Below are 15,136 nucleotides of genomic sequence, written 5' to 3'. Positions count from 1 at the left end.
TGCAAATTTAATAATTAAACTTCAAATTATGCGTTAAAAATAAACTTTAGATGAAAGTCAATAAAGATTGGCTTAATTTTATTTAATTTTGTTCGGCATGACCACTAGAAAAAAAGAGAAGAAATTCACAAGAAAACTACTTCATAAGTACCGTTTGGTCGTACTTAATGAAGATACCTTTGAAGAGCGCTTTGCTATTAAATTAACGCGCTTAAATGTGTTTGTTATTGTATCATTAGGCAGCATACTTCTCGTATTTGGGACTATTTTTTTAATCGCATTTACACCTTTAAGAGAGTATATTCCTGGATATTCTTCAGCCAAATTAAAAAAACAAGCGACACAACTCAGTTTTAAAACAGATTCTTTGAAACAGGTTATTGATGTCAACGAAAAATATTTCGCTTCCATTAAACGTGTACTTACAGGTGATGTTAAAACTGTGGAATTCAATAAGGATTCTATTTTAAACGCTTTTAATGAAGAACCAGGGAAATTGACGATACAACCTACCAAACAAGATTCCTTATTACGTGAAAGAGTAGATAAGGAGGATAAATACAACTTTTTTGAATCGGCTATCTCAGCTTCAAATTTTGTTTTGTTTCCACCGGTAAACGGAAACATTTCAGAAGGCTATAATGTCAAGGAAAAGCATTATGCCGTAGATATTATTGTTGCTAAAAACACGCCGGTTAAGGCCACTGCTGATGGCACTGTTATTTTTGCGGAATGGACATCAGAAACGGGATATGTGGTCATTATAGAGCACAGTTATGAACTCATCTCGGTATATAAGCACAATGCGTCGTTAACCAAAGAACAAGGAGATATAGTTAAAGCTGGAGAAGTCATTGCCATGGCCGGAAGCACTGGAGAATATTCTACAGGGCCCCATTTGCACTTTGAATTATGGAGTAAAGGCTATCCCATTAACCCAACCAATTTTATAGACTTTAAATAATGTTCACACTAAAATCGGCTCTTGCCAAAGTCTTTGCGCACGCTATTAGAAAGTCGGTTTTAAAATGGGCCAATAACCCCATTGAAACCCAACAAGCGGTATTTAAAAGCCTTATGGATGAGGCCAAGGATACGCAGTTTGGTAAGGATCATGATTTTAATAATATCAAATCACATGCAGACTTTGTTTCGCAAGTTCCTGTACGCGATTATGAAGGCCTAAAACCTTATGTTGAACGAGTTGTTGCGGGAGAACCTGATATTCTGTGGAAGGGCAAGCCGCTCTATTTTGCAAAAACCTCCGGAACCACTTCGGGTTCAAAATATATTCCACTTACCAAAGAAAGCATGCCAACACATGTTGAAGCTGCCAGAAATGCCATCCTTCTGTATATTGCGGAAACTGGGAATTCTGAGTTTGTAAATGGAAAAATGATTTTTCTTCAAGGCAGCCCGATTTTAAATGAACGAAACGGGATTCAACTTGGGCGTTTATCAGGTATCGTTGCCCATTACGTCCCAAAATATCTTCAAAAAAACAGAATGCCTTCTTGGGAGACCAATTGTATTGAAGATTGGGAGACTAAAGTAGAGGCCATTGTCGCTGAAACCCTGCCAGAAAATATGACTGTTATTTCTGGAATTCCATCTTGGGTTCAAATGTATTTTGAAAAAATCAATCAAAAAACAGGAAAAAAAGTTGGTGAGGTTTTTAAAAACTTCAACCTATTTATTTTTGGAGGCGTGAACTATGAACCTTATCGCGCAAAATTTGAGAGCCTAATAGGACGAAAGGTAGATAGCATAGAACTCTATCCTGCCAGCGAGGGATTTTTTGCCTACCAAGATCGGCAGGATCAAAAAGGCATGCTGCTGCAATTAAACTCAGGTATCTTCTATGAGTTTATTAAGGCGGACGAATTTTTTGAAGAGCATCCAAAACGGATTACGATCAAAGATGTGGAATTGGGCACCAATTATGTTATGATCATTTCGTCAACAGCTGGTCTTTGGGCCTATAATATTGGCGATACGATCCAGTTTACCTCTTTAAGACCCTATCGGGTTATAGTTTCAGGTCGAATTAAACATTTTATTTCTGCTTTTGGTGAACACGTGATAGGTAAGGAGGTAGAACAAGCACTTCATGATGCAGTTGAGGGCTCCAACATTCAAGTTTCAGAATTTACGGTAGCACCTCAAATCAATCCGCCCAGCGGATTACCATATCATGAATGGTTTATTGAATTTGAAAACGAGCCTGATAATCTATCGCAATTGGCAGAGAAAATTGAAATGTCACTTCAAAAACAAAACAGTTACTATTTAGATTTGATTCAAGGTAAAGTGTTGCAGCCATTAAAGATTTCGAGGGTCAAAAAGAATGGTTTTCAAGATTATATGAAATCCATAGGAAAATTGGGAGGTCAAAATAAACTGCCCAGACTATCAAACGACCGAAAAATAGCAGACGCTATAACCGAACAAAATTTAACTAAATAATCCTATCTTTACAAGCTAAACACTAACTTATGAATAAAAAGCATCATGCCCGAACGAGAGCTCAGGAAAGCTCAAATGCCATTGAAAGAATGTATATTACAATGCGCCATTTGTTTAATCGTGGATTTTACAAACCTATGGGCGTTTCTGGTGAAACCCTTCGGGAGTCGTTATTACTTTTAAGACCTGAGATTTATGGCTCTATTGGAGATGAAAAGGCAGAGCTAGAAGGTTTGCTTTATGTTGTTGATAGGCTACCCTATGGAATAGAAGAATGCACTTTTATAAATTTAACGAGTGATGAAGGCTATAGCAATTCACATTTTAAAGCTATCATTCCTCCAAAAAGAAGACGAAATTGTTTCCGGATAGATAATGAGCAAATGAATATTGAAATCACCCGTGGACGCTCAGAAATCTATGATATTTTAACCCACTTGACTTTTATGTTTGTGGAGTCTCACAAAATAAGCAAGCGTGTTCTTATTGATGAAGAGGGGACTACGACTCGTGATTGGTTAAAACTTGAAAAGGCAGTGCTTTCCAATCAAGAATTGACGCAAGAAGAGCGTGAGATTGCCATTGCACATACCGCAAATATTTTGGGCCGGACATTCAATGAACTCACCACCATGTATAGTTCCTTTTCATTACCCGACCAACCGGAACGCTTTCTCCATTTAATCTATTGGTTAGGTAAGCTGGCTATTGAGGAAGTGGTCAATAACAAAGGACGAACAGTAACCTTCAGTCCTGTGTTAAGAGAGCGCTTGGGCCATCATATCCATGGCGAAATTTGGTCAGATACCATTAAGGAAGCCTTAATAAAAAATGGACTTATCGATCGTCCTATCCATGTGATTAGTGCAAATATGCACAGTGTTATGAATTCTATTTTTGCATCTCAGGCATTAAAGACTATGGCTGCAAAAAAGAGCATGTTTGAAGTCTATGAGGCATTGAGTCAAAAGGAAAATCAAGAATTACGAAATAAAGTGACGAAAGAAGCCTTGTCAAAAGGAATGATCTATATTCCAGATACTTCGGGTACCAATATCGACGTACAAATTTTCGATACCGCCAAGATCGATTTTAAGAAAACAGATCTGGAGGCTTCTAAAGTGTTTGAGGATTCAGAAAAACCAGTCCTCTTTGTCATGGATTACGCCTTTGGAGAACAAGCTTATGAAACCATTGATGAGCTTCTAAAGCCGATTAAATTAAAGGATAAACAGATCCATTTGAACATTGATTCTATTTCCATTATGGGGAAAGCTGGAATTTTGGAAGGTGGAAAGGGCGACATAATGATCCCATCGGCGCATATTTTTGAAGGAACTGCGGATAATTATCCATTGGATAATCAACTCTCTAAATCGGATTTTGAAGGGCATGGCATTGACGTGTATGAAGGGACAATGATTACTGTTTTAGGAACTTCGCTTCAAAATAAAGAGATTTTAAAATTCTTTTTCAATTCCACCTGGAATGTCATTGGATTGGAAATGGAAGGCGCCCATTATCAAAAGGCAATACAGGCAGCATCAAAAGTGAGAGGCAGTATCAATCCCAATGTTAAAGTCAGATATGCGTATTATGCCAGTGACAACCCCTTAGAAACTGGAAGCACTTTAGCGTCTGGCGGCTTGGGAACTACGGGCGTAAAACCAACCTATTTGATCACTAGAAAAATATTACAGCAAATATTTAACTAATAAAGTTATGAATGACGATTTAAGAAAAGATCAGCCCCAAAATGAGGAGGTTGATTTGGGCCAATTATTTAATGCTATTGGGAGGCTGTTTTCACGGTTTTATCGGTTTATAGGCCGTATTTTTACAGGCTTATTTGGAGTTGTCGTTTTGTTTTTGCTCTTCATTCAAAAGCATTTTGTAAAACTTGTTGCTGTAGTTGTTGTAGGGGTTATATTAGGAACCATTTTAGATATAAAGAAAGAACCATTATATGTTTCAACCATGGTTATTGAGCCTAATTTTAATAGTGTTCAACAGCTTTATAACAATGTTGGATTTTATAAGGAACTAGCAAAGGCCAAAGATTCTCTGTCCCTTTCTGAAGCACTAAACATTACTACAAAGGAAGCCATATCCATAAAGAATTTTAGTGTCGAGTCCTACTCAGATGAAAATCAGAAGATTGTATTATTTGATAGGTTTGTGCGTAGTTTAGATAGCACAACTAAAAAAGCGATAGATATGAAAGCATATCTTAAGAATTTTAATTCTTTTGATGCTCGGTTTCATACGATTTCCGTTACCGCAAGTGACAATACTGTGGCAAAAAGAATTCAGCCTGCCATTATCTCTTCTATTTCAAATAACAGCTATTTTAATCTGCAAAAGAACATTAGCGATAGCAATATAAAATTACAAGATAGTCTTTATAAAAAACAAATTGCTGAAATAGATTCTTTGCAGTTATTATATAAAAAGGTCATGCTTAAAGAAGCAGAGCGTGCCATTCAAGGAACAAATATTAGTCTTGGCGAAACTGGAGAACAGAATAACAAAGAACTTTCATTGATCAATAAAATGGACGAATTGAAGATAGGACTCGTTGAACTAAACAATGAACGAGGAAATAAGTCTAGCATTTTAAACGTAATTTCTGATTTTCCTAGAAAAGGAGTACGTGATTCAGGTATTTTAAAAAGCAATAAATTTCTAATACCTGTTCTATTCTTAATAGTTACTGCACTAGTATTATTATTACTTTCGTTAAATAAGTATCTTAAAAATTATAAGAGAAAATAGTATAGAAATGAACTTATTAATTACTGGCGGTGCGGGTTTTATAGGTTCGCACGTCGTGAGATTATTTGTAAATAACTACCCAAATTATCATATTTATAATTTGGACTTACTCACCTATGCCGGTAATTTAGAAAATTTAAAAGATGTTGAAAACAAACCTAATTATACGTTTATACAAGGTGATATTTCTAATGAAGGCTTTATAAACGGGTTATTCGAAAAGCATAAGTTTGAAAGAATCATTCATTTGGCAGCAGAATCTCATGTAGATCGCTCCATAAATGATCCGTTGGCCTTCGTGAAAACGAATATTATGGGCACTGTGATTCTGTTAAATGCTTTTAAAATGCTCTGGAAAGACAATTTTACCGACAAGCTTTTTTACCACATCAGTACAGATGAAGTATATGGTAGCTTAGGTGATAGCGGTTTTTTTACGGAAGACACCTCTTATGACCCCAATTCTCCTTACTCTGCTTCTAAAGCAGGCTCAGACCATTTTGTTAGGGCATATGGAGAAACTTATGGATTGCCATATATTATAACAAACTGTTCAAATAATTATGGACCCAATCAGTTTCCTGAAAAATTGATTCCATTGTTTATCAATAATATCATCCATAACAAACCACTTCCTGTATATGGTGATGGCAATTATACACGAGATTGGCTATTTGTTATAGATCATGCACGTGCAATCGACATTGCATTTCACGAAGGAAAACTAGGTGAAACTTATAATATTGGCGGTTTTAATGAGTGGAAAAACATTGATTTAGTCAAATTGTTATGCGCTCAAATGGATATTGAATTGCAGCGGGGAAAAGGCACTTCTGAAAAACTGATCACCTATGTTAAAGACCGTCCAGGACATGATTTAAGATATGCCATAGACTCGAGTAAAATTAAAAATGAATTGGGTTGGACACCTTCTCTAACCTTTGAAGAAGGTTTAGAAAAGACGATTCGATGGTATCTGGATAATGAAGAATGGTTAAATAACGTCACGAGTGGCGACTATCAAAACTATTATCAAAAGCAATATAATTAAGAGATGAAAGGAATAGTTTTAGCTGGAGGTTCTGGTTCGAGATTGCATCCGTTGACTTTGTCCGTAAGTAAGCAATTAATGCCTATTTATGACAAGCCAATGATCTATTACCCGTTGTCAACTTTGATGTCTGCGGGGATTAGAGAAATCTTGATTATTTCTACCGCTAAAGACCTTCCATTATTTAGAGATTTATTGGGAGATGGTAAAAAGTATGGCTGTAGGTTTGAATACGCGGTCCAAGATGCCCCAAATGGATTGGCGGAGGCTTTTATCATCGGGGCAGATTTTATCGGATCGGATAAGGTAGCCCTCATCTTAGGCGATAATATATTTTATGGATCGGGACTCTCAAAACTGTTGCAGGCAAACAGTGACCCAGATGGCGGAATTATCTATGCTTATAGAGTTCATGATCCTGAACGCTATGGTGTTGTCGAATTCAATGACCAGGGTCAAGCGGTCTCGATTGAAGAAAAACCCAAAAAGCCCAAATCAAATTTTGCTGTTCCCGGGATTTATTTTTATGATAATAGCGTGATTGAAATCGCAAGAAATATCCAACCAAGTCAGCGTGGTGAACTGGAAATAACCGATATAAACAAAGAATATTTGAAACAAGGGAAATTGCATGTTAGTATTTTAGACCGAGGAACCGCGTGGCTGGATACCGGCACCTTCCAATCTTTGATGCAAGCCTCACAATTTGTTGAAGTGATCGAAGAGCGGCAAGGTTTAAAAATTGGTGCCATTGAAGCGGCTGCTTTCGAAATGGGATACATCAACGAACAGCAATTCAGAGAGCTTGCAGAACTTTTGTTAAAAAGTGGTTATGGCAAAAATTTATTAGGACTTCTCAAGAACAATTAATGACGGTAAAGGAAACAAAACTTAAGGGATGTTTTATTATTGAACCAAAAATTTTCAAGGATGCCAGAGGGTATTTTCAAGAAACTTTTAATCAAAAAACTTTCCGAGAATTAATTGGCGAAACCATCAGTTTTGTTCAAGATAATGAGTCTATGTCTTCAAAAGGCGTCTTAAGAGGATTACATTATCAAAGAGGAGCGTATGCTCAGGCTAAATTGGTGCGAGTAATTAAAGGTAAAGTATTGGATATTGCCGTTGACTTACGAAAAGATTCTCCAACTTTTGGAGAACATATGGCTATTGAACTATCTGAAGAAAATAAGTTACAAGTATTTTTACCTCGCGGATTTGCCCATGGGTTTATTGTTCTTGAAGACCAAACCTTATTTTCTTATAAATGCGATAATTTCTATAATAAATCATCAGAAGCGGGAATTATTTACAATGATCCCACCTTAAATATTGATTGGTTGGTGCCAAATGAAGCGGTTTTGATTTCAGAAAAGGATAAATGTCTTCCAGAATTTAAAAACGCTAAATTATGACAACCGTTTTAGTAACTGGAGCTGACGGTCAACTCGGACAATGCATCCAAAATATAACCCACCAATTCCCATCTCTTGATTTCCTTTTTGCGGATAGAAACACACTGGATATTACGGTTGCTAACGATGTTTTAGATTTTTTTGAAACACATGCTATTGACTGGTGCATTAATTGCGCCGGTTACACCGCAGTAGATAATGCAGAGAATGATCAGGAAAATGCCTGTAAAGTTAACTCCATTGGTGCCAAAAACATGGCCCAAGCTTGTCAAAAAAATGATGTCAAAATGGTTCACATCTCCACTGATTTTGTTTACGACGGTTTAAAAACAACACCTTATACTGAACTGGATAAAACCAACCCGGTCAATGTGTACGGAGAATCAAAATTAAAGGGAGAAAATGAGATTAAACAAATTTTAGATAAGCATTTTATAATTAGGACTTCTTGGTTATATTCCGAATATGGAAATAATTTCATGAAAACAATGTTGGGATTGGCTCAAGATAGACAAGAGCTGAGCGTGGTTAATGATCAATTGGGAACACCGACATATGCTGGTGACTTAGCTCGAGTTGTGTTAAATATAATAAAATTAAGGTCCCAGGATTATGGTGTTTATCATTATAGCAATGAGGGAATTACAAGTTGGTTTGAATTTGCTAAAGCAATCTTCGAAGAAAGTAATATAGAACTCTATATAATACCAATTGACACTAAAGATTATCCCACATTGGCAAAACGGCCTAGATATAGTGTTTTAGATAAATCTAAAATTAAAAAGATGCTTAATGTTGAAATTCTTGATTGGAGACAAAGTTTACGAAAAGCGCTGTTGAAATTCAACCTTTAAGTAATGAGAAAATTAATTTTAGATAAAAATGGGAATGATATTGATTACTGATGTTACCCAGTAAGTCGGAGCCAAATTAAACGAGTTCCTATATAAAAAAGAAATAGGATTTGTGGTTTAAAACGGTATCCTTTTGAGTATAATGGAGAATAAGGATTTTAAAGACACTACCGCTGGAGTAAAAGCCATTAGAAAGGCGCAGTGTAAAAAGGGTACCCTAAATTGTGTTTTTATAAATGGACTGACACTAGCTGTTAAATCAATTATGGGATTTAAGAGAGAAATAGTCTTTAATACTTCAAAACCAGAAGGAACTATGAGAAAACTAAATGATGTTTCTAATTTAAATAGTTTAGGCTGGAGACCTACAATTACCTTGAAAGAAGATGTTAAGAGAGCTTATCATTGGTATAAAAGAAACGCTGATGAAAGAACATATTCTTAAAATATTAAACACTCTTGGTGTTAAAAGTGCTCGCACAAAAAATATTGTCAAACATATTTCAATATCTTTTTTTTATAAGGCAGGCGCTGTTTTAGCAAATTTTTTATTGGTTCCACTTACCATCAATTTTTTAGATACCGAAAATTATGGCGTTTGGCTTATCATAAGCTCGTTTATTGCGTGGTTCTCTTTTTTTGATATTGGATTAGGAAACGGCTTAAGAAATAAACTAACAGAGGCCAAAACAAATGGAGATCTAAAGCTAGCCCGAGGTTATATAAGTTCAGCCTATTATACCATTGCGGGCGTAAGCCTCTTCATGTTTTGTGTTTTTGTTTTTTTAAATTATTTTATTGACTGGGCTTCTGTTTTTAATACTAGTGAAGCCTTTAATACAGACTTGAACTTATTGATGCTTTTAGTGTTTGGTTTTTTTTGTATTCAATTAGTGGTAGGGCTTGTTACTAATATATACTTGGCAGACCAAAGCCATTCGATTCAAGTAAAAATTCATTTCTCAACACAGGTAGTCTCATTGTTTACAATTTGGATATTGACAGAAACAAGCCATAGTTCCCTATTAATATTTGGAGCTATATTTGCAGCCCTGCCAGTAATCATACTTTTAGCTTTAAATTTATTGGCGTTTTCTAATAAATTTAAAGAATTGAAACCGTCTCTATCTCTATGGAGCAAAAGTCATTTGAAAGACATTATGGGCGTTGGTTTTGATTTTTTTATTATACAAATAGCTGGAATTGTGATTTTTTCAACAGACAACTTTATAATTAGTAAACTTTTTAGCCCAGAAGAGGTTGTACCTTACAATATTGCTTTTAAGTACTTTTCCATTCTCACCATTGTTTTTTCTATCGTGGTTGCTCCTTATTGGTCTTCATTTACTGAAGCATACGTAAAAAAGGAATATGAATGGATCAAGGTTTCTGTTAACAACATTATGAGAGTTTGGCTCTTGATTCCCATAGTTGTGGTTATAATGTTATTGCTGTCCGATTGGTTCTATAATATCTGGGTTGGAGATAAAGTTTTGGTTCCTTTTATGCTCTCAGTCTCGATGGCTGTGTTTGTAATGAGTTTTACGTTCAACAATATTTTTGTGTTTTTTATAAATGGAACCGGTAAAATAAAAGTACAATTGATAGTGAGTATTTTCATGGCTATTATTAATATACCGCTTTCAATATTCATGGCCAAAAGTTTGAATATGGGTGTAAAAGGGGTAATTATCGCAACTATTTTGAGCTACCTACCTGGTCTTATATTAATGCCTTTACAATACAACAAGATTATAAATAACAGGGCAAGGGGAATTTGGAATAAATAGTTTTTAATAAAATTAAATCATGAAAGAGTTGGTAAAGAAAGGAATAAAAACAATGCTTAGTAGAGAAAGCAGAACACTTTATAAGATCAGTAAACTACCTAGATACACGAAATTTACGACAACGGTTTTGGGCTCCATATTTGAAGGGGTGGATCCACCATCTTTTATAGCGCAATATAATGAACAGATCAGACGAAAAACCTATAAATTCAATACCACCAAAGAATCTCCATATATAATTGATTGCGGAGTCAATATTGGTTTAAGCGTAATCAGCTTGAAGAATATGTATCCAAAGGCAAAAATAATTGGTTTTGAGCCTGATCCCAATATCAAAGAAATTGCCGATAAAAACATTAAAAACGCGGGATATTTTGATGTCGAATTGTTACAAAAAGCAGTTTGGACTGAAGAAACCAAAATGACATTTTTTAAAGAAGGATCTGCAGGAGGAAAACTTACCAAAGAGGAGAGTGATAAAACGATAACTGTGGAAACATTCGATTTAAAAAAGCTCTTGACAAAAGAAGTGGACTTTTTGAAAATTGATATTGAGGGCGCAGAGTTCGATGTTATTAAAGATATAAATAAACAGCTTCATTTAGTTAAAAACATATTTTTAGAATATCACTCAAAAATCAATGAAGACCAAAATCTAGGTGAAATTCTCGACATATTAAAAAGTAATGGCTTTAAATACTTTGTAGAATCTGGTTATATCAATCCCGAAAGTCCACTTATAGAAAGAATTGAAATAGATGGTTTTGATAACTTGATTAATATTTTTGGTTATAGAATATAAAAGTGAAAATACTTATAGTTAATTTTAGTGATATGGAAGGAGGCGCAGCAAGAGCGGCCTATAGACTGCATACCTCTCTTTTAAAAGAAGATATTGATTGCCAGATGCTGGTATTGAGAAAACGAAGTGAGGATGACACGGTTATAGGACCTACCTCAATCGCTAGGAAGTTCACAGCTAAATTACAATCAATAATAAATACCTTTCCACTAAAATATTACGATTGTAAAGATGAATTCTCAGCATCTTTTTCCCCCAGTTTCCAAATTGTTGAAAAAATCAACAAACTAAATCCTGACCTTGTTCACTTACATTGGATAAATGCTGGGTTTCTGAAGATCGAAGATTTAAAAAAAATAAAGGCACCCATTGTATGGTCATTGCATGATATGTGGGCGTTTACTGGAGGATGCCACTACGCCGACACGTGCGTTTCATATACAGCTAATTGTGGGAACTGCCCTGTTCTAAACTCCATCAAAGAGAATGATTTAAGTAGGGACATATTTAAAAGAAAGCAAAAGATTTTCTTTGAAATTAATAACTTGACCATCGTAGGATTGAGCAAATGGTTGGAAACATGTGCAAAATCGAGTACCCTTTTTAAAAATAGGGAGGTTGTGAATCTACCAAACCCGATTGACACCTCTGTATTTAAGCCATTCGCAAAAGAAGAAGCCAGATCTTTATTGGGATTGCCTAAAAAAAAGAAACTCATCCTTTTTGGGGCTATGTCTGCAACCAGCAACCCACGAAAGGGTTTTATAGAACTGAAAAGTGCCTTAAAAAAGTTGCAGACCAGGGATATAGAATTTCTTGTTTTTGGAAGTGACCAACCAAAGGACCCTCAGGAGTTTGATTTTAAAACACATTATTTGGGCCAGCTCAACACCGATATAAGCTTAGTAAAACTCTACAGTGCTGCCGATGTTATGATAGTGCCCAGTTTACAGGAAAACTTATCTAATGTTATTTTGGAAAGTCTTTCTTGTGGGACCCCTGTCGTGGGATTTAAGATTGGTGGAAATAGTGATATGATAGAGCATAAAATAAATGGATATCTGGCAGAACCTTATGAAACCGACGATTTGGCACATGGAATTGAATGGGTATTAAACAATGAAAATTCAAAAGAAATTTCTAAAATGGCAAGAGATAAAGTGCTTAAAAATTTTGATAGCAAATTGGTGGCAAAGAAGTATATTGAACTTTATAATAAAAACATAGAAAAGAAGACGACAGGCTCATATTAAAGTTTCAAACTTTTAATAATTACATAGAAACGGTAGATTTCTATATATCTCACACTATTCCCTTTTTAACTCTAAAGGTTTGAGTTTGAAACCTGAGATCTAAAATAGTTTGTAACCGTGAAAGAACTAATAATAAATATTATCTTGGATTGTTAATAAAATATATAAAAATTAATGAATGAAATAATTCTGAAAGTGTTTCTGGATTGAAGTCAGAGCTGGAGCAGACCAAAACCTTAGGAGCTGACCTCAAAAAGTTGCTGGAGGAATTGAATATAGGCTCCTTACTTGATATTCAATGTTGATTTTTGTGGACGCGAAAGTAAATTTATCGAGCGTTCATCATGCGGTGACGAAATCGCATCAGAGATTATGAAAGTCAATAATAAGAGTTACCAAAATTCGGAGGAAGAAATTTAAGTTTTAAATCTAATTAATGATCCTTTATCAAAAACCGATTTAATTATTATAAAAGATTGCTTAGTGCATCTTAGTTTTGAGAATATTATTGCCAGGATCAAAACATAAAATACTCGGGGGAGGTAAATATGTTTTAATGACGATATTTGTAAACCGAAAATCTAATTATGATAAAGAATAAGTACTTATCAATAACCATTGGTATAAAGATTCAAGACACTTAACTTCACACGCCTAGATCAAAAGTTATAATGTATATTACTAAAAGCAGATTATTAAAATGGGGACTATATAGCAATGCCATATATATTCTGTTGTTTTTTTTATTGAAACCTGACGGTTTTGGTTTTCAAAAAGTCGTAATCTCGATGTTCTTCTTATTTTCGGTTTTTTCAATTTATTTCTTATGCATAAAGGATGGAAAGCAATTAAACCAGCTATCAACCGGAAATAGGTGGGTCATTTATCTATTGCTTTTTTGGGGAGTTATTGTTATTGTTAAGAGTTTTACCTTAAATCCACAAGACTGGATTACAAACTTTGGAAATGTATATATGGGTTTTGCATGGTTGATGCCGGCAATAACCGTATTGGGTCTGAAAATTGAAAATTGGACAGTGATGTTTAAATCCATTTCATTTATGTTCACATTAATGATTGGTGCGTTTCTATTTTTATCCGTTTTAACGATAAATGACGAATGGATATGGCTATTAAGACCATTGGTTTTTGTTTTAATTATAGGTTTTAATCGATTTACACTTATTAAAAAAATACAGATACTCATTATTATTGTCGTGTATATGGTAGTTTCTACTATAGGAGAAAGACGCATGGAATATCTATGGCTAATTATGGTATTCGGATTCTTAATCATGGATAGAGTCATGTCCTTTCGGGTTAGAAGAACTTTTATAAAATATATAATTGCTGGTTTTCTATTGGTTCTAACCTTAATTTTCACCTTAGGTTATGAGTATGTTTGGAGAATAGTCACAATGTTTGCCGACATTCAAGACTCTAGGACATTTTTGTTCAGAGAATTAATGTCTGAACTTAATTTCAGTGAGAAAATATTTGGTAGAGGTTCTTTGGGCACTTATTATAGTGAATATTTTGAGCATACCAAGTGGTATGTTGTTGATGTTTTAAAGAAGCCGTGGTATGGAGATTCTTCAACAAGAATAACTATTGAGGTTGGCTATTTACAGATGATTTTAAAAGGAGGTTTCATTATGATGCTGCTCAACCTAATCATACTTATTAGCTCTAGTTATGTCGCTATTTTTAAATCCAGAAATAAATTCATCAAACGATTGGGGTATTATATTTTAATTTTTATGATATTATACTTAATTGAATTGAGACCAACTTTTACCCCGATATTTTTTATTTTATGGATGGCCATTGGGACTGTGCTAAATAAGAAATATAGGTTAATGGATGATGAAGAAATAAATGCCTTAATTAAATTTTGATGAATAGAGATGAAGAACTATTGGTGTCTGTTATTACGGTGGTTTTTAACGGTGAAGACTATTTGCAACAAACTATTGATAGTGTAAAAAACCAAACCTATAAAAATATTGAGTACATCATTATTGACGGAGGCTCTACAGATAATACGATCAATATTATAAAGAAAAATCAAGATCACATATCTCATTGGATAAGTGAACCTGACAAAGGTCTTTATGATGCCATGAACAAAGGGGTGAAAATAGCAAATGGCGATTTGATAGGTACAATAAATAGTGATGACTGGTATGAATTGGACGCTATACGATTAGTTGTAGATACCTATTTGAAGAACCCTAATGTTAAAGTAATTCACTCTAATAGATACGATGTCTACAGTGATAATACTCGAAAAGTATACGCTTATAACCCTTCGGTTTTTAAACTTAAATATTTAAGTATGACTTTTTCACATCCTTCAATGTTTGTCACGAGAGAAGTCTATCAACAATATTCCTATAATATTGCATTAAAATCATATGCTGATTATCAATTCTCTTTAATGGTATTTATGAACAATAATAAGTTTGTACATATAGATAAGCCTTTAGTTAATTTCCGAGTAGGAGGAATCAGTGGACAATTAAGTTTGAGAGAAGAATTACAACAGGGATTTATTGCAAGAAACAACGCAGGATTGAATGTTTTTGAAAACATTTTTGCTCTTTTTTTGAGGATTCTTACGAAGACTTTTTTGACTCATAAAAAAAAATGAGACTACCATTTATTAGATAATAATTTATAGTAGGATAAAGTGCGCTTTTGATAAGGTGAATTCTATATTTGTATTTT

The 15,136-nt window shown here is 34.5% G+C and carries 14 protein-coding genes; all 14 read left to right on the top strand.

What is annotated here, in order from left to right:
• Positions 1–97: 97 nt before the first annotated feature.
• The 14 genes from J4051_RS00625 (at position 98) to J4051_RS00560 (ending at position 15,059) form a co-directional block, all read left to right on the top strand.
• Entirely contained in the window at positions 98–964 is an 867-nt protein-coding gene (locus J4051_RS00625) for a M23 family metallopeptidase (protein WP_208231677.1), read from the top strand.
• Complete coding sequence (locus J4051_RS00620) at positions 964–2,466, top strand: GH3 auxin-responsive promoter family protein (RefSeq protein ID WP_208231676.1); 1,503 nt, start codon at positions 964–966, stop codon at positions 2,464–2,466. The genes J4051_RS00625 and J4051_RS00620 overlap by 1 nt, the downstream gene beginning before the upstream one ends.
• 29 nt (positions 2,467–2,495) lie before the next feature.
• Entirely contained in the window at positions 2,496–4,181 is a 1,686-nt protein-coding gene (locus tag J4051_RS00615) for a DUF6909 family protein (RefSeq protein WP_208231675.1), read from the top strand.
• 7 nt (positions 4,182–4,188) lie between these two features.
• Complete coding sequence (locus tag J4051_RS00610; protein WP_208231674.1) at positions 4,189–5,241, top strand: hypothetical protein; 1,053 nt, start codon at positions 4,189–4,191, stop codon at positions 5,239–5,241.
• A 7-nt stretch (positions 5,242–5,248) separates the two neighbouring features.
• A complete protein-coding gene (gene rfbB, locus J4051_RS00605) occupies positions 5,249–6,292 on the top strand; it encodes a dTDP-glucose 4,6-dehydratase (RefSeq protein ID WP_208231673.1) in 1,044 nt (347 codons plus the stop codon).
• A 3-nt stretch (positions 6,293–6,295) separates the two neighbouring features.
• Complete coding sequence (gene rfbA, locus J4051_RS00600) at positions 6,296–7,162, top strand: glucose-1-phosphate thymidylyltransferase RfbA (protein ID WP_208231672.1); 867 nt, start codon at positions 6,296–6,298, stop codon at positions 7,160–7,162.
• The gene (gene rfbC / locus J4051_RS00595; protein WP_208231671.1) at positions 7,162–7,707 is read left to right on the top strand and encodes a dTDP-4-dehydrorhamnose 3,5-epimerase; all 546 of its coding nucleotides are present in this window, start codon (positions 7,162–7,164) and stop codon (positions 7,705–7,707) included. Before rfbA ends, rfbC begins: the two co-directional genes overlap by 1 nt.
• Positions 7,704–8,561 carry a dTDP-4-dehydrorhamnose reductase gene (gene rfbD / locus J4051_RS00590; protein WP_208231670.1) on the top strand — a complete coding sequence of 286 codons (858 nt, stop codon included), beginning with the start codon at positions 7,704–7,706 and terminating at the stop codon, positions 8,559–8,561. The genes rfbC and rfbD overlap by 4 nt, the downstream gene beginning before the upstream one ends.
• A 133-nt stretch (positions 8,562–8,694) precedes the next feature.
• Positions 8,695–9,006, top strand: a complete 312-nt coding sequence (locus J4051_RS00585; protein WP_208231669.1) for a hypothetical protein — start codon at positions 8,695–8,697, stop codon at positions 9,004–9,006.
• Positions 8,987–10,351 (top strand): lipopolysaccharide biosynthesis protein, encoded by a 1,365-nt coding sequence (locus J4051_RS00580; RefSeq protein ID WP_208231668.1) that lies wholly within the window; start codon positions 8,987–8,989, stop codon positions 10,349–10,351. Before J4051_RS00585 ends, J4051_RS00580 begins: the two co-directional genes overlap by 20 nt.
• Before the next feature lie 19 nt (positions 10,352–10,370).
• Positions 10,371–11,153, top strand: coding sequence for an FkbM family methyltransferase (locus J4051_RS00575; protein ID WP_208231667.1), 783 nt, complete (start codon positions 10,371–10,373; stop codon positions 11,151–11,153).
• Between the two features lie 2 nt (positions 11,154–11,155).
• Positions 11,156–12,406 (top strand): glycosyltransferase family 4 protein, encoded by a 1,251-nt coding sequence (locus J4051_RS00570; protein WP_208231666.1) that lies wholly within the window; start codon positions 11,156–11,158, stop codon positions 12,404–12,406.
• Positions 12,407–13,077: 671 nt separating this feature from the next.
• Positions 13,078–14,304: a hypothetical protein gene (locus tag J4051_RS00565; protein WP_208231665.1), complete on the top strand. Its 1,227-nt coding sequence runs from the start codon at positions 13,078–13,080 to the stop codon at positions 14,302–14,304.
• A complete protein-coding gene (locus J4051_RS00560) occupies positions 14,304–15,059 on the top strand; it encodes a glycosyltransferase family 2 protein (protein WP_208231952.1) in 756 nt (251 codons plus the stop codon). The genes J4051_RS00565 and J4051_RS00560 overlap by 1 nt, the downstream gene beginning before the upstream one ends.
• Positions 15,060–15,136 lie beyond the last annotated feature (77 nt).

The sequence above is a fragment of the Gelidibacter pelagius genome (genome assembly GCF_017581925.1).
In the GTDB taxonomy this organism is placed as follows: domain Bacteria; phylum Bacteroidota; class Bacteroidia; order Flavobacteriales; family Flavobacteriaceae; genus Gelidibacter; species Gelidibacter pelagius.
The sequence above is the reverse complement of the archived record's forward strand: the minus strand, read 5'-3'. Positions and strand labels throughout refer to the sequence as shown.

Bases quoted from the DNA above. Each gene is read 5' to 3' on its own strand.
- J4051_RS00615 (WP_208231675.1), top strand. From the start codon at position 2,496: ATGAATAAAAAGCATCATGCCCGAACGAGAGCTCAGGAAAGCTCAAAT.
- J4051_RS00560 (WP_208231952.1), top strand. From the start codon at position 14,304: ATGAATAGAGATGAAGAACTATTGGTGTCTGTTATTACGGTGGTTTTT.
- J4051_RS00620 (WP_208231676.1), top strand. From the start codon at position 964: ATGTTCACACTAAAATCGGCTCTTGCCAAAGTCTTTGCGCACGCTATT.
- J4051_RS00565 (WP_208231665.1), top strand. From the start codon at position 13,078: ATGTATATTACTAAAAGCAGATTATTAAAATGGGGACTATATAGCAAT.
- J4051_RS00580 (WP_208231668.1), top strand. From the start codon at position 8,987: ATGAAAGAACATATTCTTAAAATATTAAACACTCTTGGTGTTAAAAGT.
- rfbD (WP_208231670.1), top strand. From the start codon at position 7,704: ATGACAACCGTTTTAGTAACTGGAGCTGACGGTCAACTCGGACAATGC.
- rfbC (WP_208231671.1), top strand. From the start codon at position 7,162: ATGACGGTAAAGGAAACAAAACTTAAGGGATGTTTTATTATTGAACCA.
- rfbA (WP_208231672.1), top strand. From the start codon at position 6,296: ATGAAAGGAATAGTTTTAGCTGGAGGTTCTGGTTCGAGATTGCATCCG.
- J4051_RS00625 (WP_208231677.1), top strand. From the start codon at position 98: ATGACCACTAGAAAAAAAGAGAAGAAATTCACAAGAAAACTACTTCAT.
- J4051_RS00610 (WP_208231674.1), top strand. From the start codon at position 4,189: ATGAATGACGATTTAAGAAAAGATCAGCCCCAAAATGAGGAGGTTGAT.
- rfbB (WP_208231673.1), top strand. From the start codon at position 5,249: ATGAACTTATTAATTACTGGCGGTGCGGGTTTTATAGGTTCGCACGTC.
- J4051_RS00575 (WP_208231667.1), top strand. From the start codon at position 10,371: ATGAAAGAGTTGGTAAAGAAAGGAATAAAAACAATGCTTAGTAGAGAA.